This window comes from Nocardioides bizhenqiangii (assembly GCF_034661235.1).
GTDB classification, from domain to species: Bacteria; Actinomycetota; Actinomycetes; order Propionibacteriales; family Nocardioidaceae; genus Nocardioides; species Nocardioides bizhenqiangii.
Genome location: NZ_CP141059.1, coordinates 1,102,401 through 1,120,307, shown reverse-complemented (window position 1 = coordinate 1,120,307; position 17,907 = coordinate 1,102,401). Strand labels below are relative to the sequence as shown.

General features: G+C 70.8%; 19 protein-coding genes and 1 other RNA gene. 3 read left to right on the top strand and 17 right to left on the bottom strand.

Annotated features, from left to right (window positions below; genetic code table 11):
* Positions 1-15 precede the first annotated feature (15 nt).
* Positions 16-480, bottom strand: coding sequence for a PaaI family thioesterase (locus SHK19_RS05575; RefSeq protein WP_322938068.1), 465 nt, complete (start codon positions 478-480; stop codon positions 16-18).
* A gap of 66 nt (positions 481-546) precedes the next feature.
* On the opposite strand from SHK19_RS05575, the gene SHK19_RS05570 reads away from it, so the two are divergent.
* Positions 547-1,065, top strand: coding sequence for a winged helix-turn-helix transcriptional regulator (locus tag SHK19_RS05570; protein ID WP_322938067.1), 519 nt, complete (start codon positions 547-549; stop codon positions 1,063-1,065).
* Here the strand turns inward: SHK19_RS05570 and SHK19_RS05565 are convergent.
* From SHK19_RS05565 to SHK19_RS05535, 7 genes are all read right to left on the bottom strand, one after another.
* Entirely contained in the window at positions 1,038-3,149 is a 2,112-nt protein-coding gene (locus tag SHK19_RS05565; protein ID WP_322938066.1) for an iron ABC transporter permease, read from the bottom strand. The two genes, SHK19_RS05570 and SHK19_RS05565, sit on opposite strands and share 28 nt — an antisense overlap.
* A 27-nt stretch (positions 3,150-3,176) precedes the next feature.
* A complete protein-coding gene (locus SHK19_RS05560) occupies positions 3,177-4,202 on the bottom strand; it encodes an iron-siderophore ABC transporter substrate-binding protein (protein ID WP_322938065.1) in 1,026 nt (341 codons plus the stop codon).
* A gap of 40 nt (positions 4,203-4,242) precedes the next feature.
* Entirely contained in the window at positions 4,243-5,061 is an 819-nt protein-coding gene (locus tag SHK19_RS05555) for an ABC transporter ATP-binding protein (RefSeq protein WP_322938064.1), read from the bottom strand.
* Positions 5,062-5,228: 167 nt separating this feature from the next.
* Positions 5,229-7,028, bottom strand: coding sequence for a DEAD/DEAH box helicase (locus tag SHK19_RS05550; protein ID WP_322458234.1), 1,800 nt, complete (start codon positions 7,026-7,028; stop codon positions 5,229-5,231).
* Entirely contained in the window at positions 7,025-7,285 is a 261-nt protein-coding gene (locus SHK19_RS05545; protein ID WP_322458288.1) for a DUF3039 domain-containing protein, read from the bottom strand. Before SHK19_RS05545 ends, SHK19_RS05550 begins: the two co-directional genes overlap by 4 nt.
* Before the next feature lie 30 nt (positions 7,286-7,315).
* On the bottom strand, positions 7,316-7,885 hold the full coding sequence (locus SHK19_RS05540; protein ID WP_322458233.1) for a YqgE/AlgH family protein: 570 nt from the start codon (positions 7,883-7,885) through the stop codon (positions 7,316-7,318).
* 140 nt (positions 7,886-8,025) lie between these two features.
* The gene (locus SHK19_RS05535) at positions 8,026-8,559 is read right to left on the bottom strand and encodes a hypothetical protein (RefSeq protein WP_322938063.1); all 534 of its coding nucleotides are present in this window, start codon (positions 8,557-8,559) and stop codon (positions 8,026-8,028) included.
* 236 nt (positions 8,560-8,795) lie between these two features.
* Between SHK19_RS05535 and SHK19_RS05530 the strand changes: the two genes are divergently transcribed.
* Positions 8,796-9,515: a TetR/AcrR family transcriptional regulator gene (locus SHK19_RS05530; RefSeq protein WP_322938062.1), complete on the top strand. Its 720-nt coding sequence runs from the start codon at positions 8,796-8,798 to the stop codon at positions 9,513-9,515.
* 35 nt (positions 9,516-9,550) lie between these two features.
* Here the strand turns inward: SHK19_RS05530 and SHK19_RS05525 are convergent, their stop codons facing one another.
* From SHK19_RS05525 to SHK19_RS05510, 4 genes are all read right to left on the bottom strand, one after another.
* Positions 9,551-10,576: a DUF3048 domain-containing protein gene (locus tag SHK19_RS05525; protein ID WP_322938061.1), complete on the bottom strand. Its 1,026-nt coding sequence runs from the start codon at positions 10,574-10,576 to the stop codon at positions 9,551-9,553.
* 125 nt (positions 10,577-10,701) lie between these two features.
* Entirely contained in the window at positions 10,702-11,472 is a 771-nt protein-coding gene (locus SHK19_RS05520; RefSeq protein ID WP_322458229.1) for an SDR family NAD(P)-dependent oxidoreductase, read from the bottom strand.
* A gap of 61 nt (positions 11,473-11,533) precedes the next feature.
* Positions 11,534-11,950 carry an HIT family protein gene (locus SHK19_RS05515; protein WP_322938060.1) on the bottom strand — a complete coding sequence of 139 codons (417 nt, stop codon included), beginning with the start codon at positions 11,948-11,950 and terminating at the stop codon, positions 11,534-11,536.
* Between the two features lie 22 nt (positions 11,951-11,972).
* Positions 11,973-13,130, bottom strand: coding sequence for a glycerophosphodiester phosphodiesterase (locus SHK19_RS05510; protein WP_322458227.1), 1,158 nt, complete (start codon positions 13,128-13,130; stop codon positions 11,973-11,975).
* 81 nt (positions 13,131-13,211) lie between these two features.
* Here SHK19_RS05510 and SHK19_RS05505 point away from each other — a divergent pair, with 81 nt between their 5' ends.
* Positions 13,212-13,871, top strand: coding sequence for an SDR family oxidoreductase (locus tag SHK19_RS05505; RefSeq protein ID WP_322458226.1), 660 nt, complete (start codon positions 13,212-13,214; stop codon positions 13,869-13,871).
* A 157-nt stretch (positions 13,872-14,028) separates the two neighbouring features.
* Here the strand turns inward: SHK19_RS05505 and SHK19_RS05500 are convergent, their stop codons facing one another.
* From SHK19_RS05500 to ftsX, 5 genes are all read right to left on the bottom strand, one after another.
* Positions 14,029-14,274: a hypothetical protein gene (locus tag SHK19_RS05500; protein ID WP_322458225.1), complete on the bottom strand. Its 246-nt coding sequence runs from the start codon at positions 14,272-14,274 to the stop codon at positions 14,029-14,031.
* Positions 14,275-14,512: 238 nt separating this feature from the next.
* Positions 14,513-14,880: a transfer-messenger RNA gene (ssrA, locus tag SHK19_RS05495) on the bottom strand.
* A 73-nt stretch (positions 14,881-14,953) separates the two neighbouring features.
* Entirely contained in the window at positions 14,954-15,460 is a 507-nt protein-coding gene (gene smpB, locus SHK19_RS05490) for an SsrA-binding protein SmpB (protein ID WP_322458224.1), read from the bottom strand.
* Between the two features lie 108 nt (positions 15,461-15,568).
* Positions 15,569-16,792: a peptidoglycan DD-metalloendopeptidase family protein gene (locus SHK19_RS05485; protein WP_322938059.1), complete on the bottom strand. Its 1,224-nt coding sequence runs from the start codon at positions 16,790-16,792 to the stop codon at positions 15,569-15,571.
* Positions 16,793-16,933: 141 nt separating this feature from the next.
* Entirely contained in the window at positions 16,934-17,875 is a 942-nt protein-coding gene (gene ftsX / locus SHK19_RS05480) for a permease-like cell division protein FtsX (RefSeq protein WP_322458222.1), read from the bottom strand.
* Positions 17,876-17,907 lie beyond the last annotated feature (32 nt).

The following is a 17,907-nucleotide window of genomic DNA, read 5'->3' as shown; positions in this document are numbered from 1 at the left end:
CGGACAGCGGTCCGCTCAGCCGAGGATCATGCAGGAGGACGAGGCGTAGGCCACGAGCCGGTCGCGCCCGTCGTACAGCTTCGCCTCGGCGAGGGCAGTGCGCCGGCCACGCTGCAGCACCGTACCGACCGCGCGCAAGCGACCGGAGTCGACGGTGACCGGCTTCAGGAACTTCACCGTGAGGTCCAGCGACGTGTAGGCCTCCCCGACACCGAGGGTCGAGTGCACGGCACAGCCGCACGCCGAGTCGAGGAGCGTCGCGAAGACACCGCCGTGGACGCTGCCGATCGGGTTGTAGTGCCGAAGCTCCGGGTCGAGCTCGAAGATCGCGCGTCCCCGCTCGGGCACCTCGAACCCGACGAAGCCGAGGGTCTCCGCGATCGGTGCCACCGGCAGCTCGCCCCGCAGCATGGCCTGCAGCTGCTCGAGGCCGTCGAGGGTGGCGGGATCCGCCTGGGTCTGGATCGCGGACTCAGTCATGAGGCCCATGACACCAGCCGAACGCTGGGTCTGTCAATGAGACTTAGATCGCCCTATGCTGGGGATGTGCCGACGACAACCTCCAGCCCGCCCGCCCTCGAGTGGTCGGTCGACAATTGCACCCTCGGCCGCGCGATGGCGATCCTCGGCGAGCGCTGGACGGTCGTCGTCCTGCGCGAGGTCTTCCTCGGCGTACGGCGCTTCGACGACATCCGGCGGCACGCCGGGATGCCCCGCCAGGTGCTAACCAACCGGCTGGCCACCCTCGTCAACCAGGGACTGCTGCACAGGGTCCCCTACCGTGACGAAGGGTCCCGCACCCGCCACGAGTACCGCCTCACCGACAAGGGCATCGAGCTGCAGCCCATCCTGCTGGCGATCAGCCAGTGGGGCGACCGCCACCTCGCCGACCCTCAGGGCCCGCCGACCGCGTTCGCGCACCGCGACTGCGAGGAACCGGTGCATGTGGAGATCCGCTGCGCGGCCGGCCACCGGCTCGACGACCCGAGCGAGGTGGCGACACGGCCGGGCCCGGGCGTGAGGCCCTTCACCGAGCCTCAGGCGCGGGAACGGGCCAGGAGGTAGACAAAGTACGGCGCCCCGATGATCGCCACCACCAGGCCGGCGGGCACCTGGGCGGGCGCGATGACGGTCCGGCCGACCAGGTCCGCGGCACCCAGCAGCACCGCTCCGACGAGCACGGCGACAGGCACCGACCGGGAGTGCCGGCCACCCACCAGCGCGCGTGCCATGTGCGGCGCCACCAGGCCGACGAACCCGACCACGCCGACCGCGGCGACGCTGGTCGCGGCCAGCAGCGCTGCGACGAGGAGCACCAGCAGCCGCACCCGCTCGAGGCCGACACCGACCAGGCGCGGCGTGTCCTCGTCGAGCGCGAGCAGGTCGAGCTCGCGTCGTACGACCCACGCGAGCGGGAGCGCCACGGCGAGCACGACCGCGACAGGGACGACCTGGTCGAACGTGCGGCCGTACGTCGTCCCGGACAGCCAGGTGTAGATGCGCGGCGTGTCCCACGGGTTGGAGCGCACCAGGAGGAATGTCGTCAGGGCGACGGCGCCGTACCAGGTTCCGATGCCGATCAGCAGCAGGCGGTCGGCGTCGAGGCCGTGCCGCCACGCCAGCCCGTAGACGAGCACGAACGAGACCAGCGCCCCGACCACGGCGCCGACGAGCACCGCGTTGTTCGACGGCGCCGCTGTCACGCTGCCGGTCACGACGACGACCGCGCCGACGCCGGCACCACCGGTGATGCCGAGGATGCCCGGCTCGGCGAGCGGGTTGCGGCAGGTCGACTGCACGAGCGACCCGGCCAGGGCCAGGGCGGCACCGCCGAGCACCGCGGCCGCGACCCGCGGTGCGCGCTCGTCGAGGGCGAACCGGACCAACGGCGGGCCATCGCCGTCGAGCCAGAGGGCGATGTCGCCGGTGCGGAGCCAGGTGTCACCGCCGAGCAGCCCGAGGAGGGTCACCGCGAGCGCGGCGCACGCAACGAGCACGAGCACGACGACGAACCGCGGCCGGCTGCGCACACCGACCCGCGCCGCGGGTGGCTGCTTGGCCGGACCCGAGTCACGACTGCGCCGGGCAAGGACGATCATCACCAGTGCGCCGGCGATCGTGGTGGTGATGCCGGTGGGGATCGAGATCGCCTCGTCCGCGCCGAGGAACGCCCGCAGCAGCGCGTCCGCGAGCACGACGACGAACGCGCCCATCAGGCCCGCCGCCGGGATCAGGACGACGTGGCGGTTGAGCGCCGGGATAACGCCGCCGACGAGCCGCACGATCACCGGGGCGAACAGGCCGACGAACCCGATCGGACCGGCGAGGGTGACACTGGCGGCGGTCAGCAGCACCGCCAGGACGGTCCCGAGGGCGCGGGTGCTCCGGACGGGTACGCCGAGCGCAGCGGCGCCGTCGTCGCCCAGCCCGAGCAGGTCGAGCCGGCGGGCCAGCAGGAGGGCGGACCCCGTGGCGAGGAGCACGACGGGCGCGGCCTGCTGGAACGCGTCGAGCCCGAGCTGGCTGAGCGAGCCGCTCCCCCAGGCGAAGAGGCTCGTGGTCTCCTCGTCGAAGAGGATGAGCAGGGTGGAGGTTCCCGCCTGCAGCGCCAGCGCCACCGCGGAGCCGGCCAGCACCAGCCGGGTCGTCGACGTGCCGGCACCGCCCGCGAGGCCGAGCACCACCGCCGCAGCGGTGATCCCGCCGACGAAGGCAGTCAGGCCGGACGCCCACAGCGGCACCGACAGGCCGAAGGCGGCCACCACGGTGACGGCCAGGTAAGCACCACCGGTGACGGCGAGGGTGTCGGGCGACGCCAGCGCGTTGCGCGCCAACGACTGGAGGAGGGCACCCGCCACGCCCAGGGCGAAGCCGACCGCGATACCTGCCGCCAGCCGCGGGACGCGGGAGCCGAGCAGGATGTCGCCCGACTCGGTCGTGCCCTGCCCGGTCGCCCAGCGGAGCAGGTCGCCCGCCCCGACCGCGGAGGTGCCCTGGGTCAGGTGCCAGCCGGAGACCAGGACGAGGAAGGTGGCGAGCACGACCAGGGCACTGGTCCCCTTGAGGACGCCGACGCGTCCCAGCCCCGGTCGCTCGGCCGCAGGAGACCGTGCCACCCGGCTCTCCGGCAGCTGCTGCTCGACCACCATTCCTCGTCCCGTCTACCGCAGGGCCCGTTACTGCGTCAGCAGGTCGACGTACGCGTCGATCACCTGCTGGGCGGAGTGCGGGCCGCCGAAGGTCCAGATGCCCTCGGGGAACGCGTAGGACCGGCCGTCCTCGACCGCCGGGATCTGGTTCCAGACCCGGTTCTTGGCCAGCTCGGCGTTGATGTCACCCGCCGGGTCGGTCGTGCCGGTGTAGAAGAAGGTGGCGTCGCCGACCTCGCTCATGCCCTCGATGTCGGTCTGGCCGAGCCCGTACGCCGGGTCGACCTCGCCCTCCCAGGCGTTGGTCAGCCCGAGCTCCTCGCCGAGCTCACCCATCAGCGACCCCTGGCCGAAGGGACGGATCGCGACGTTGCCGCCCTGGATCCAGCCGTCGAAGTAGACGAACGAGTCGGTGGGCACGTCCGCGTCGGCCAGCTCCTCCTTCGCCTCCTCGAGCGAGGCGTTGAAGTCGTCGACCACGACGTCGGCGCGCTCCTCACGGCCGGTCGCCGCGGCAATCAGCTCGAAGGTGTCGAGCATGTTCTGGACCGGGTCCGCCGCGTCCGCGCCCTTGGTGGCGAGCACCGGGACGTCGTACTGCTCCAGCTGCTTGATGATCTCGTCCTCGGCCGTGTAGGCCTCGACGATCACCAGGTCGGGGTTCGTCCCGAAGAGGGTCTCGAGGTTGGGCTCGCCGCGGGTGCCCACATCGGTGACGCCCGCGGGCAGCTCCTCGGCGGTGTCCCAGGTCGCATAGCCCTCGGCATCGGCCACCGCGACCGGGGTGAGGCACAGCGTCAGCAGGTCCTCGGTCTGCTGCCACTCGAGCACAGCGACCCGCTCGGCGGGCTTGTCGAGCTCGACCGTGCGGCCGTAGGAGTCGGTGATGCTCACCGGACCGTCCGCGGTCTCGGTGGTGTCGTCCGCGCAGTCCGCCGAGTCGTTCGCCTCCGGCGCCTCGGCGTTGCCGCCCTCGGAGTCGGTGGTGCCACAGGCGACCATCAGCAGCGCGAGCGGCGCCGTCAGGGCGGCCGCGATCGATCGTGTCTTCATCGGTTCCTCACTGTTGGGTGCGGGCGCCCTGACCTGTCGGTCAGCGGCGCCGCTGGTGGTGGCTGCTCTGGGCCTCGACCCGCACGGCGCCCGTCTCGGGGTCGACCAGGCAGCGGATGGGCAGGCCGTAGACCTCGGAGAGGTGCGCAGGCGTCAGTACCTCGACGGGCGTGCCGGCGGCGCGGACCTTGCCCCGGTCCAGCAGCACGACCTGGTCCGCCACGGCGGCAGCATGGTTCAGGTCATGGAGGACGACGCCGAGCGCCGTCCCGTGGTGGTCCGCGAGGTCGCGGACCAGATCGAGGGTCTCCACCTGGTAGCGGAGGTCGAGATGGTTGGTCGGCTCGTCGAGCAGGAGCACGTCGGTGTCCTGGGCGAGGCAGGTCGCCAGCCAGACGCGCTGCAGCTCGCCGCCGGAGAGCTGGTCGACCGAACGGCCCGCCATCGACGTCACGCCGGTCACGCTCATCGCGTGGTCGATCGCCTGCCGGTCGTCGTCGGAAAGTCCGGCGAACCGACGCCGGTGCGGGTGCCGGCCGAAGGCGACGACGTCGCGCACGGACAGGCCGGACGGATGCGGCCGCGACTGCGAGAGCAGGGTGACCCGGCGCGCGAACTCCTTCGCGCTCAGCGGCGAGGCGTCGACCTCGCCGACCGTCACCCGGCCGCCCGCGACCGGCTGCAGCCGGGCCAGCGACCGGAGCACGGTCGACTTGCCGCTGCCGTTCGGACCGATCAGCGCCGTCACCGCGCCGGCCTGGAGCCGGACCGAGACGCCGTGCACGACCGTGGTGCGCTGGTAGCCCAGCACGAGCTCGTGCCCCGCCAGGGCACCGATGTCCGTCGTCGCAGTCGTCACAGCGAGTGAGCCTAACCTAAGTTAGGTAAGCCTTGCCTGTGGGGTGGATCACTCACTCGCCCACTCAGGACGCGGCCGGCAGCGCGGCGGGAGGCGGTGCCGGCCGTCGCCGCCAGTGAGCCGACGACGGCTGGCCAAAACCGGCGGCGCCGTAGACGCGCTCGGCCCTAGGAGGTCCGCCGCATCGCCCACTCCCTGATCCGGTCGATCCGGGCGCGCAGCTGCTCGGCGTTGGCGATCGCGGCGGCCGGCCCTCCGCACTCCTTGCGGAGGGCGGCATGGGTGATCGCGTGCGGCTGGCCGGTGCGGTGGTTCCAGGCGGAGACCAGCCCGTTGAGCTCCCTGCGCATGAGGGCGAGCTGCTCATGGGTCGCCACCCGCTCGACGCTGTCAGGGGCCACCGCCGGTTTCCGGGTCTTCGCCCGGTCGGACTGGCGCTGCCGCAGCAGGTCCTTCATCTGGTCGGGCTCGAGGAGACCCGGGATGCCGAGGAAGTCCATCTCCTCGTCCGAGCCGACGTGCACCTCGCCCTCGTGGCCGAACGCCGCTCCGTCGTACAACGCGTGGTCGAAGCGGGCGTGCGACCCGAGCGCCTCGAACGGCAGCGCCTGCTCCTCGGCGGACGCCGACTCCCCCGCCTGAGCCCTGGCGAGCAGGTCGTCCTCGGCGGCGAAGATGTCGTCGTCGCTGGCGACCTTCCGGCCGAGCACGTGGTCGCGCTCGACCTCGAGCTCGGAGGCGAACTCGAGCAGCCGGGGCACCGAGGGCAGGAACACCGAGGCGATCTCGCCGCGGTTGCGAGCCCGGACGAAGCGGCCGACGGCCTGGGCGAAGAACAGCGGCGTCGACGTGGTCGTCGCGTAGACGCCCACCGCCAGCCGGGGCACGTCGACCCCCTCCGACACCATGCGTACGGCGACCATCCAGCGACTGTCGTTCGCGCCGAACTCCGCGATCCGCTTGGACGCAGCCTTCTCGTCCGACAGCACGATGGTGGCGGATGCGCCCGTGATCGCCTTCAGCAGCTTCGCGTAGGCCCGGGCCGAGTCCTGGTCGGTGGCGATCACGAGGCCGCCGGCGTCGGGCACGTGCCGGCGTACCTCGGAGAGCCGTTTGTCGGCGGCCTGGAGGACCGCCGGCATCCATGAGCCTTCGGGGTCCAGCGCGGTCCGCAGCGCGTGGGCCGTCATGTCTTTGGTCAGCGGTTCGCCCAGGGTGGCCGCGACCTCGTCGCCGGCGCGGGTGCGCCACTGCATCTCGCCCGAGTAGGCCAGGAACAGCACCGGCCGAACCACGTGGTCGGCCAGCGCCTGCGCATAGCCGTAGGTGTAGTCGGGGACAGATACGAGGACGCCGGCTCCCTTGTCAGCGGCGGGCGCGTAGGTGACGAACGGGATCGGGTTGACGTCGGAGCGGAACGGCGTGCCGGTGAGTGCCAGCCGACGGGTCGCGGGCTCGAACGCCTCCCGCACGCCCTCGCCCCAGCTCAGCGCGTCGCCGGCGTGGTGGATCTCGTCGAGGATCACCAGGGTCCGGAACCGCTCGGTCCGGATCCGCAGCGCGAGCGGGTTGACGCCCACGCCGGCGTACGTGACGGCGACGCCGACGTAGTCGCTGCTGATCTTGCCCTTGCCGGCCGAGTACGTCGGATCGATCGGGAGCCCCGCCTTGGCCGCGGCCTCCGCCCACTGCAGCTTCAGGTGCTCGGTGGGCGCGACGATGATCAGCCGGTCGACCTGGCGCCGCCCGAGCAGCTCGGCGGCGACGGAGAGCGCGAAGGTCGTCTTGCCGGCGCCGGGCGTCGCGACGGCCAGGAAGTCGCGCGGGGACCGTTCGAGGTAGTCACCCAGCGCCGCCTCCTGCCACGCGCGGAGCGAGGGCGCCGTGCCCCAAGCCGCTCGCTCCGGCCAGGCCGGAGGGAGAGCGTTGCGTGGGGCGACTGGCGACTGAGGGTCGCCGCCCGTCACTCGTCGGAGCCTGGGTCGGACGGGCCGTCCTTGAGGCCTTCCCAGATGTCCTTGCACTCCGGGCAGACCGGGAACTTCTCCGGGGCCCGGCTCGGCACCCAGACCTTGCCGCAGAGGGCACGCACCGGCGTGCCCATCACCATCGCCTCGGTGAGCTTGTCCTTCTCGACGTAGTGCGAGAAGCGCTCGTGGTCACCCTCGTCGGTCGGGACGGTACGGCGGTCCTCGCGGACGTCCGTTTCTGTCGAGAAGCCGATCTGAGTCACGGATCCACTCTAGTTCAGGGGTCAGTTCAAATCAGGGTCGGCCGGGCGGGTGGCGTGGAACGCCAGGTCGCCCGGCTGACGGCGCATGACGTCGCGCCACAGATCCCGGGTGTCGAGCCGGAAGACGTCCTCGGGTCGGCCGGGTACGACGTACCAGCTGCCCTCCGCGATCTCCTCCTCGAGCTGTCCGGCGCCCCAGCCGGCATAGCCCGCGAAGATCCGCAGCCGCTCCACGGTGCCGGTGACGAGCTCGGTCGGCGTGTCCAGGTCGAGCAGCCCCAACCGCTCCGTGACCGACCGGAAGCCGACGGCGTCCTCCCCGCCGGGGCTGGCCAGCGCGACGGCCAGGGCGCCGTCGGTCGACACCGGGCCGCCCTGGAAGAGCACCTCCGGCTCCTCGACGACGTCACCCCAGTCCGCGAGGACCTCGGAGACGGGCAGCGCGCTCGGGCGGTTGAGCACCACGCCGAGGGCACCTTCGTCGTTGACGTCGAGCAGCAGCACGACGGCGTCGACGAAGTTCGGGTCGAGCAGGGCCGGGCTGGCCAGGAGCAGCATCCCGGCTTCGAGGCCGCCGACCGTGTTGTTCACGTGTTCCATCATTCCCGATCCGCGCGTCCTGATGCTCCCGGAAATGGGCAACAGCCCCGGGGACGACGAGGGAGGGAGGGAGGTGTCGGTCCCGGGGCTGTTGCTGGGGTCCCGGCCGAGCCGGGTTGCTCTGGGGTGGATCAGGCGGCGATGGCGGCGCGCAGTCGTTCCATGAACGGGCGGCGCGGCTCCTCGTCGACGACGTCGACCGCGGGGACGCGGGCCCGGGTGTTCCGGGCGACCTTCTCGATCTCGGCGCCGACGGCGTGGCCCTCCTCGCGCGTCACGCTGGCACGGCCGGCCATCGCAGCGAGGAAGTGGTGCTCCTTCGCGGTCATCCGGACGACGGCCTGCGCCATCGCGTCGTCGACCGGGTGCGAGCGGTAGTGGTCGACGATCATGCGGACACCGGGCAGCTCCTCCGCAGTGCGGGCCCATCCGGCCACCACGGCGGCGCGGAGGTCCATCGGCTGCACGGAGAGCTCGCTCTCGATGTGGCCTGCCAGGCGGGTGTGCCACTTGATCTGCAGGGCACCGAGGAGGTCCAGCTCGTCTCTGAAGTGCTCGGCGACGCCGGGGACGTCCATCGGGAGGATTCCGTCCCGACGGACCGCCGACTCGGCGATAACGGCGCGAAGGGTCTCGCCGCGGTTGTGAAAGGCCTTCCAGGTCATGGTCAGCTCCTTACTGGTGTGAACGGCAGCCAGTCCCCATGAGAGAGCCAGACGACATACCGTTGGTACGTACTGACAGTATGCGTCCGAATCCGGGTACGCCAAAGACCGGCGCGCGTGATCCCAAACACGGTGTGACCTGCGGTTTCGCTGTTTCGCCGCGCGGTGTGGCGGGCGCCACGGACGCACGTCACAGCCGCGACAGTCAGACGTGACGTACGACATATGCTGGCGCGGTGACCAAGGCTTCAGTCTCGAGACTGGTCCCCAAGGTGCCGAAGGTGCCGAACGTCCCGGGGGCCACGCGCAGGGCGGCGTACTCCGCCTCGACCAAGCGCGCGCTGATCGACGTGGCTGAGGTGCTTTTCACCGAGCACGGCTATGCCGCCGCCTCGCTCGACGCCATCGTCGCCGGAGCCCGGGTGACGAAGGGTGCCCTCTACCACCACTTCTCGGGCAAGCAAGCGCTCTTCGAGGCGGTCTTCGAACGGGTCGAGAACGACGCCGCGAAGCGGATCCAGAAGGCGTTGAAGGGTCAGAAGGACCCGTGGGTGAAGGCGCTGGAGGGACTCCGCGCCTTCCTCGAGGTGGTGCAGGAGCCCGGCTACCGGCGGATCGTCATCCAGGAAGGTCCCGCCGTGCTCGGCTACGAGCGGTTCCGCGAGCAGGAGGAGCGCTCGACCTTCGCCAACGTGCTCGACATCGTCCGTTCGGTGCTCGAGGCCGGGAAGTGGGATCTCGACGAGCCGATGCTGCAGACCTACGCCCGGATCTTCTTCGGCGCGATGTCGTCGGCCGGCGAGTCCGTCGCCACCGCCGCCGACCCCGAGGAGGCCGCCGAGCGCGTGGAGGGCGCGATCGCCTTCCTGCTCGCCGGCGTGCAGATGATGGTCGAGGCAGGCGTCGACATGCCCACCACCCTCACGCCGGCCCCCGGCTCCATCGCCGGGGACTGACGTCACGACCCGCTGGTCGAGGAGGCCGTCACGGCCTACTTCCCGTAGGTGAGTGAGCCGCCCTTGGCATCGATCGGGACCAGCTCGATCCACACCCGGCCGGCGGGCACCTTCAGCTTGCCGTCCTTGGTCTCGAGCGACAGGGCCGAGCTGAGCTCGTCCTTCGACCAGGTGCCCTCGACGACCTTGCCGGCGTGGAAGAGGAACGCGTTGCCCGAGCCCTCGAAGATCGTCTCCGGCACCGGGTTGCCCGCTGGATCCGTGTAGCCGGCGTCACCGACGTCGACGCGGAGCACGAGCACGCTGTCCGCGGGGAACTCGTCACCGTCGGCGGCGTACGAGTTCTGGTTGACGTAGCTGCCGTTCTCGAACGTCCAGTTGGTGGCGTGCGACCCGAAGTCGGCCGTCAGGGTGTTGGCAGGCTTGCCGGCGGGGAGGTCGCCCTCGGTGCCCCACGGCAGGTAGTCGGCCGGCGTGGCGTCCTTGCCGTCCTCGGCCGCCTTGGCGACCTTGCCCATGTCGGTGAAGAGGTTGTACGGCGCGCTCCGGCTGCTCTCGCGGTAGAAGCCCGGGCTGCCCTCGTTGAAGATCCGGATGCCGGCGTCGACGATCCGCTCGACCGTCTGCGCCGCGCCGCCGCTGGTGACCATCGCGCCGTCGACCGGCGCGACGATGCCGATGTCACTGGCGCGCATGGACCGGACCGGGCCGACGTCGCCGGGGATGTCGGAGTAGTACATCGCCGCGAGCCGGGTGATGCCTCCCTCGACCAGCTCCTCGACGACGAGGTCGGCGTGCGAGAGCCCCAGCTGGGGCGCGCTCGCCTCGGTGTTGTCCAGCTTGAGGACGAGGACGGGGTGGTCCTGCTCCGCCGAGCCGCCGCCGTTGACCGGGAGTCCGGTCAGCGGCCAGGTGGCGGGGTCGGCCTTCTTGCTGGCGGACGACTTCGGCTCGTCGCCGCCGCTGTCCCCCTCGCCGTCGTCGCCGCCGCAGGCGGCGAGCCCGAGGCTGAGGGCGGTCAGGAGGGCGGTGATGCGGATGAGCTGGCGCGCGTCACGCACGACGTACTCCGATCGTCGTTGTGGTTGTCTTCTGAACTTGCAGTGAAATGGTCGACTTTGCGACCGTCCCCCAGTGTGCGCCTTGCTGACCAGCCGCGGTGGCCGGCCGCCCGGCGTGTCATTGATCAGGTGCCGAGGCTGATGCCGCCGTCGACGTACAGCGTCTGACCGGTGATGTACGACGCCTCGTCGCTGGCGAGAAAGCACACGGCAGCGGCGATGTCCTCCGGGAAGCCGACGCGGCGGACCGGGTTGGCCTCCGCGTTGAGCCGGCGGAATTCGTCGACGTCGAGCTTGAGCCGGGCGGCGGTCGCGTCGGTCATCTCCGTCGCGATGAAGCCCGGTGCGACCGCGTTGGTGTTGATGCCGAACGGGCCGAGCTCGATGCCGAGCGTGCGGGTGAGGCCCTGCACGCCCATCTTGGCGGCCGAGTAGTTGGCCTGCCCGCGGTTGCCGAGCGCGGAGATGCTCGAGATGTTCACGATCTTGCCGTACTTCTGCTCGACGAAGTGCTTCTGAGCGGCCTTGGACATCAGGAACGCGCCCTTGAGGTGCACGCCCATGACCAGGTCCCAGTCGTCCTCTGTCATCTTGAAGAGCAGGTTGTCGCGGGTGATGCCGGCGTTGTTCACGAGGATGTGGATCCCACCCAGCTCGGAGACGACCCGCTCGATCGCGGCGTCGACCGAGGCAGCGTCGGAGACGTCGGCGCCGACGCCGATCGCCTTGGCGCCGTCGGCCACGGACAGCTTGGCGGCCGCCTCGCTCGCTGCGCCTCCGTCCAGGTCGACGATCGCGACCGAAGCGCCTTCTTCGGCGAACCGGGTGGCAGTGCCGAACCCGATCCCCCGCGCTGCTCCGGTGATGACGGCGACCCGCCCGTCGAAACGACCCATGGCTGTTCCTCGCTGTTCGTCTTCTCGCGTTGGCGACTCGACACCTTACGGCCCGGCCGGTTCACCCGGCCGCGAGGGTCCGGCGGAGCCGGTCGGCGTACGACGCGGCCTCGTCGGCGGCGTACTTGGTGCGCGGCCAGAAGAAGCCTCGGAGACCGTCGCCCTTGGTCCGGGGTACGACGTGGCAGTGCAGGTGCGGCACGGACTGGCTGACCACATTGTTCATCGCAACGAAGCTGCCCTGCGCACCGAGCCCGTCGACCATGGCCGTCGCCAGCCGCTGGAGGGCGGCCAGGAAGCCGTCGCGGAGGCCGGTCGGCAGATCCGGCAGCGTCACCACGTGCACCCGAGGCACGAGCAGCACGTGGCCCTTGAACACCGGACGCCGGTCGAGGAACGCCATCAGCTCCGGCTCGTCCATCACGACGTCGGCCGGGGTGTCCCCCGCGACGATCTCGCAGAAGACACACCCGGCCATGCGTCGCACCTTAGAGCAGGGGTCACCCCACCCAGACGTCGCGCGCTGCGACCCCGAGGTCGGGGTGGTCGGTGAACAACGCGTCCACCCCGGCATCGAGGAACGCCGTGATCTCGGCGGCCAGGTCGCCGTACGCGTTCGGGTCCGTGCCGATGCGGAAGTTCGTCGCCATGAACTGGTTCTCCGCGCGGAGCGTCCAGATCACGACCGGCAGGCCGGCCTTGTGTGCCAGAGCGACGACGTTGCTCGGCTCGCCGGTCGCGCCGGTGGCAGCGTCGCGCGGCAGGACCCAGTTCTTGTTGGGCGAGAGCCAGTCGGCGTACGTCGCGATCCGCTTGATGCCCTTCTTCGTCAGCATGCTCGCGTAGGTGACGCCCTGCGGCTTGAGGTCGAACGGACCCCCGGCCGCGTCCAGCAGCTGCACCAGGGGCGCGTCGGTCATGCGGTTGAGCTCCTTGAGGTTGGTGACCTCGAAGGACTGGATCGCGACAGCCGAGTCGTCCTCGTCGAGCCCGAAGTCCTCGAGGGTCTCGACCAGCGGCACCTCCATCGAGAGCCCGATGGAGTCGAAGTAGGTCGAGTGCTTGAGCTCGGGCGCGACGCCGATGGTGCGGCCGGTGCGGTCCTCGAGACGGTCGACGAGGCGGAGCACCTGCTTCAGGGTCGGGACCTCGTAGAGGCCGTCGTACGTCGTGTTGCCCGGCCGGACCTGCGGCAGCCGCTCCTTGGCGCGGAGGGTCTTGAGCTCGGCCAGCGTGAAGTCCTCTGTGAACCAACCGGTGACCTGGTTGCCGTCGATGGTCTTGGTCGTCTTGCGGTCGGCGAACTCGGGGTGGTCGGCGACGTCGGTGGTGCCGCTGATCTCGTTCTCGTGGCGCGCGACGAGCACGCCGTCCTTGGTCGAGACCAGGTCGGGCTCGATGTAGTCCGCGCCCTGCTCGACGGCCAACTGGTAGGCAGCGAGGGTGTGCTCGGGCCGGTACCCGGATGCGCCGCGGTGGGCGAAGACCAGCGGCTCGTCGTACTGGGCGACCGTACGGGCCGTGGGAGCGGACCGCGCCCCGAGCTTGTCGACGGGAGCCGCGTCAGCGGTGCTCACGACCGGAGCGAGCGCGAGAGCGGTGAGGGCGGAGGCGACCAGGAGGGCGCGCTTGGGCAGGGGGTGGAACCGAGATGTCATGGGCGCAGCCGACCAGCCCGAGGTGGCGGTCCGCTGAGCGGACGATGAACGGTCATCGGCGAGCGCGACTACGTTGGTGACATGCGAGTCGCGATCGTCGGAGGCCACGGCCAGATAGCCCGTCACCTGCATCCACTTCTCGTGGCGGCGGGTGACCGACCAGTGGCGCTGGTGCGCAGCGAGAGCCACCGCGCCGAGCTCGAGGCCGCGAGCGCCGAAGTCCGGCTGCTCGACATCGAGCGGGAGGACGCCGACGCGTTCGGCCGTGCGTTCGACGGGTGCGAGGCGGTGGTGTTCGCCGCTGGTGGTGGCCCGGACGGCAACAAGGAGCGCAAGCGGACGGTCGATCTCGAAGGGTCGCTGAAGTCCATCGAGGGCGCGGGCCTGGCCGGGATCCGGCGGTTCGTGCAGGTCTCGGCGATCGACGTCGACCGCCCGGTCGCGGACGACACCAGTGACGTGTGGCGCGCGTACGTCGAGGCCAAGCGCGACGCCGATGCCGCGCTGCGGTCATCCGACCTCGACTGGACGATCATCCGGCCGGGCCGGCTCACCGACGAGGCGCCGACCGGCCTGGTGGCCCTCGGGCCCGAGGTCTCGCGGGCATCCATCCCGCGCGCGGACGTCGCGGCGGTCCTGGCCGCCGTGCTCGACCGCTCGGCGACGATCGGCCACCAGTGGAACCTCGTGTCCGGAGAGACCCCGGTCGCCGAGGCGATCAACCGGGCTGCCAGTCGCTAGGAGTGCGCTGAACAATCCGGCCGTCGCGAGCGTCGCATCCGCGGGGTGCTCCGCAAGGCGCGGTCGCGACGGCGCTGTCGGCCCATCTCCGAGCGGCGGCAACGCCGCGGCGCGCCCGCGGGGCGTCGCGCAGCAGGGCGGACTGTTCAGCGGGCTCCTAGGGCGAGTCGAGGCTCTCGACCGAGCCGACCCGGAGCACCTTGACCTCGAGCTCGTCGATGACGAGCTTCTTGATCCGCCCCTCGCCGAGGGCCAGCCGACCGATGGCGACCGCGCCAACGGCGACCGCTCCGATGGCGAGAGCGCCGACGGCAGCGGCACCGATGGCGCTCGCGCCGTACGCCGACGCACCCATCGCGAGACTGCCCCTCAGCCTGGGCACGAGATCGAGGTCGGACTCCATGGGGTGAATATTGGCACGCGTGCGCAGCGGACTTGAGTGGCCGCCGGGGCCTGAACCCGAGCGCCACCGGGCACCGCGGACCGCAAGCCGCCAAGCAGCCGCAAGTCCGCGGGGCGTCAACCGCGGCGCGGCAGCGTGTCGCACCGCGGGCGAAGCCCGCACGGTGCGCCGCCCGCGGGCCGAGCGAAGCGATGGTCCGTGCGGTGGCGCACCGTCTGCGACACGCTCGCGCAATTCAACGTGGAGCTGGCGGGAATCGAACCCGCGTCCTCGAGCGTCGAACCAGGTCTTCTCCGGGTGCAGTCAGTGATGACGTCTTATCGGCCCCGGCGCTCGCACTGACACGTCGCCGACAGGCCTAGTCGGGATTGAGTCCCGGCCGACCCTCCCGACGGAGGTCTGGCCAGCGAGTCTCCTAGTCGACGCCAGGATCAGGGACGGAGACGGATGCCCTGTCTGACGCTTCGATCACCGCTCAGGCGGCGAGAGCGAAGGACTGCTTGTTGTCGGCAGTTATTAGTTTCCAGCGATCGTTTACGAGATGACGCTGGCTCCTCGACCCGCTTCCCCTGGAACTAACGTCCCAAGTCGAAACCGATCAGCCCCTCTTGAGTTGTGAGTCCATCTTACGGATGCAACCGTCAGAACGCGCATTGGATTCCCCGCAGCGGGGCGGTGGTCAGTCGCTCAGGCCCTTCAGACGGCGGCCGAGCTCCTGCTCCTTCTCGCGGTCGAACTCGCGGGAGGCGATCGACTGCCGCTTGTCCCAGGACTTCTTGCCCTTCGCCAGGCCGATCTCGATCTTCGCCTTGCCCTTGACGAAGTAGAGCGAGAGCGGGATGACGGTGTGGCCCTTCTCGCTCACCTTGCGCTCGATCTTCTCGATCTCGGTGCGGTGGAGCAGCAGCTTGCGCTTGCGGCGGGCGGCGTGGTTGGTCCAGGAACCCTGGGAGTACTCGGGGATGTGGACCCCGTGCAGCCAGGCCTCGCCGCCGTCGATGTCGACGAACCCGTCGGTGAGGTTGGCCCGGCCGAGCCGCAGCGACTTCACCTCGGTGCCCTGCAGGACCAGGCCGGCCTCGAAGACGTCCTCGACGTGGTAGTCGTGGCGCGCCTTCCGGTTGGACGCGACGATCTTGCGCGACTCGCCCGCGTCCTTCGGAGCGCCCTTCCCCTGCTTGGCCATCCCACCATTCTCCCAGGAGGCCGCAACCGGGTTACAGGGGTCTCGACAGGCTCGACCACCAAACCGTTGCGCCCGACGCCGGCCCTTGCTGGTCGAGCTCGTCGAGACCTACAGGTAGTTCATGGGGTCGACCGGCTCGCCGTTGCGCAGCACCGTGAAGTGCAGGTGGCAGCCGGTGGACCAGCCGGTGGAGCCGACGTACCCGACGACGTCGCCGCGGCCGACGTGTGCGCCCTCGGAGACCTGGTAGCTGGACAGGTGGTTGTAGACCAGCGTCAGGTTGGCACCGTTGACCGTGCCGACAGAGAGGTAGAGCCGGTTGCCGTAGACCTCGTCGTAGTAGGTGTTGATGACGGTGCCGGACTCCCCCGCCCACAGCTGGGCGCCGCACCCGGCGCCGAAGTCGGTGCCGTCGTGGAGGCCCCAGTAGCCGTAGATCGGGTGCGTCCGCCAACCGAACGGTGAGGTCACCGGCCCGCTGACAGGTGTCTGCAGGAGGCCGTCGGTGGAGCCGCTGTACGTCGGCGCGTCGTTCTGCTGGGCGGCCTGCGCGGCAAGGCGGAGGATCTCGCGCTTGATCCGCGCCTCACGGCTCTTCAGTCGCTGGATCGCCGCCCGGTCCCGCTGCCGGGCCTTGATTGCCGCGCGCCGGGCCTCCCGCGACCGGTCGACCAGCCGGGCGATCTCGGCGCGGGTGTCGCGCGCGTCGCCGAAGAGGCCGCGGATGCTGAGCAGGTTCTGCCGGGCCGCTTCCTTCTGCTCCGCGACGGAGTCGCGGGCGTCGCGGACCTCGTCCTTCCAGTCCGCGAGCGCCGCCTCGGCCGCCTCGTAGGCGGTGAGCGCCTGGTCCTCGCGGCCCAGGATCATCGTGCCGGCGGTGCGGGCGGTGAGGAGCTCCTCGATCGAGCCCGACGACGTGATCGCGTCGAGGACGGCCAGCTCGGCGTCGTCCTGGGTCTCCATCCCGAGCACCGTGGTGCGCAGCAGGTCCCGCTGGTCGGCGACGTCGGCGCGGGCCGCGCGCAGCGAGGCGGCGACCCGGTCGAGCCTGGCCTCGGCGCGCACCAGCGCGCGGGCCAGGCGCTCCCGCTCGGCCCGGGCGTCCCAGAGGTCCCTCCGGACGCGCTGCAACCGGACCCGGGCATCGCCCAGCCGGGTCGTCGCCCGCTCGAGGCGGCGCGTGGAGCGCGAGACGGCGCGGCTGGCCTCCTGGAGGTCGTCGTTCGCCTGGTGGATCTGGTCCTGGACCTGCTCCCTCTGCTCGCGCAGGTCGTCCTCGTCGTCGGCGAACGCCTGGGGGACCGCGAAGCTGCCGATCGCGACGGCGCCCACGACCAGCGCGGCGACGCGCTGACTACGGGACGGACGGAGAGGTGATCGGGCAGGACAGTCGGACGGGGCGCCGGGGAAGGAGCGCACGGATCAACCAATCTTGTTCGGGGAAGTGAACGCCTCGACCGTATCCGCGCGGGATCAGACTTTGATGTATTTGCGGGTCAGCAGGAGTGTCGGGATCAGGGTCAGGGCCGGGCCCAGGATCACGATGCCGGGGACGGGCACGGTGCCGATGAGGGCCTCGACGTAGTCGTCCCACCCGATCCACGGCACGAACTGGATCGCTCCCTCGAGCCCGTCCATGATCGCGAACTTCACGAACGCCGCCAGCGCGCCGGCCGTGAGAGCCACGCCGATGATCGCTGTCACCAGGGACTCGAGGAGGAACGGGAGCGCGATGTAGAGGGTCGACGCGCCGACCAGCCGCATGATGCCGATCTCGCGCCGGCGCGCCATCGCCGCGATCCGGATGGTGTTGGCGACGAGGAGCAACGAGGCGAGCAGCAGCAGCCCGGAGCCGATCCACGAGCCGTACTTGAGGGCATCGATGATCCCGAACACCGGCTCCAGCTGCTCGCGCTGGTCCTTGATGCCGGCCACGCCGTCGAGGCCGGTGACCGCGCTCTTCACGCCCTCCGCCTCTTGCGGGTCCGCGAGCGTCACCCAGTACTGGGGCGGCCAGTCCTCGAGGGTGATGACGGGGTCCTGGCCCTCGAAGAAGTCCTGCAGCTCCGGGATGTCCTGGGCCCTCTCGTAGCCCTCCTCCTGGCTCTGGAACTCGATCGACTCGACCTCGGGACTCGCCTCGAGCGCCCGCTCGACCTCCCGGAGCTGCTGGTCGGTCACGGCGCCGCCACTGCAGTTCGGGCTGTCCGACGGATCGTCGACGACGCAGAGGTTCACCAGGATCTGGAGCTCGTTGCCGAGTGTCTCCGCCGTCTTGTCCGCCTGGCGTTGCAGGAGCATCCCGCATCCGGCGAGCGTGAGTGAGACGAACAGGGTGAGGATCACGGCGATGTGCATCGAGAGGTTCCGACGGAGGCCGGAGCGAAGCTCGGTGAAGACGTAGCGGAGCTGCATGTGGGTGGTGTCTCCTGATGGTGCGGTCGTCG

Bases quoted from the DNA above. Each gene is read 5' to 3' on its own strand.
- smpB (WP_322458224.1), bottom strand. From the start codon at position 15,460: ATGGCCAAGCAGGGGAAGGGCGCTCCGAAGGACGCGGGCGAGTCGCGC.
- SHK19_RS05575 (WP_322938068.1), bottom strand. From the start codon at position 480: ATGACTGAGTCCGCGATCCAGACCCAGGCGGATCCCGCCACCCTCGAC.
- SHK19_RS05560 (WP_322938065.1), bottom strand. From the start codon at position 4,202: ATGAAGACACGATCGATCGCGGCCGCCCTGACGGCGCCGCTCGCGCTG.
- SHK19_RS05515 (WP_322938060.1), bottom strand. From the start codon at position 11,950: ATGGCCGGGTGTGTCTTCTGCGAGATCGTCGCGGGGGACACCCCGGCC.
- SHK19_RS05535 (WP_322938063.1), bottom strand. From the start codon at position 8,559: ATGACCTGGAAGGCCTTTCACAACCGCGGCGAGACCCTTCGCGCCGTT.
- SHK19_RS05565 (WP_322938066.1), bottom strand. From the start codon at position 3,149: ATGGTGGTCGAGCAGCAGCTGCCGGAGAGCCGGGTGGCACGGTCTCCT.
- ftsX (WP_322458222.1), bottom strand. From the start codon at position 17,875: ATGCAGCTCCGCTACGTCTTCACCGAGCTTCGCTCCGGCCTCCGTCGG.
- SHK19_RS05505 (WP_322458226.1), top strand. From the start codon at position 13,212: ATGCGAGTCGCGATCGTCGGAGGCCACGGCCAGATAGCCCGTCACCTG.
- SHK19_RS05520 (WP_322458229.1), bottom strand. From the start codon at position 11,472: ATGGGTCGTTTCGACGGGCGGGTCGCCGTCATCACCGGAGCAGCGCGG.
- SHK19_RS05500 (WP_322458225.1), bottom strand. From the start codon at position 14,274: ATGGAGTCCGACCTCGATCTCGTGCCCAGGCTGAGGGGCAGTCTCGCG.
- SHK19_RS05510 (WP_322458227.1), bottom strand. From the start codon at position 13,130: ATGACATCTCGGTTCCACCCCCTGCCCAAGCGCGCCCTCCTGGTCGCC.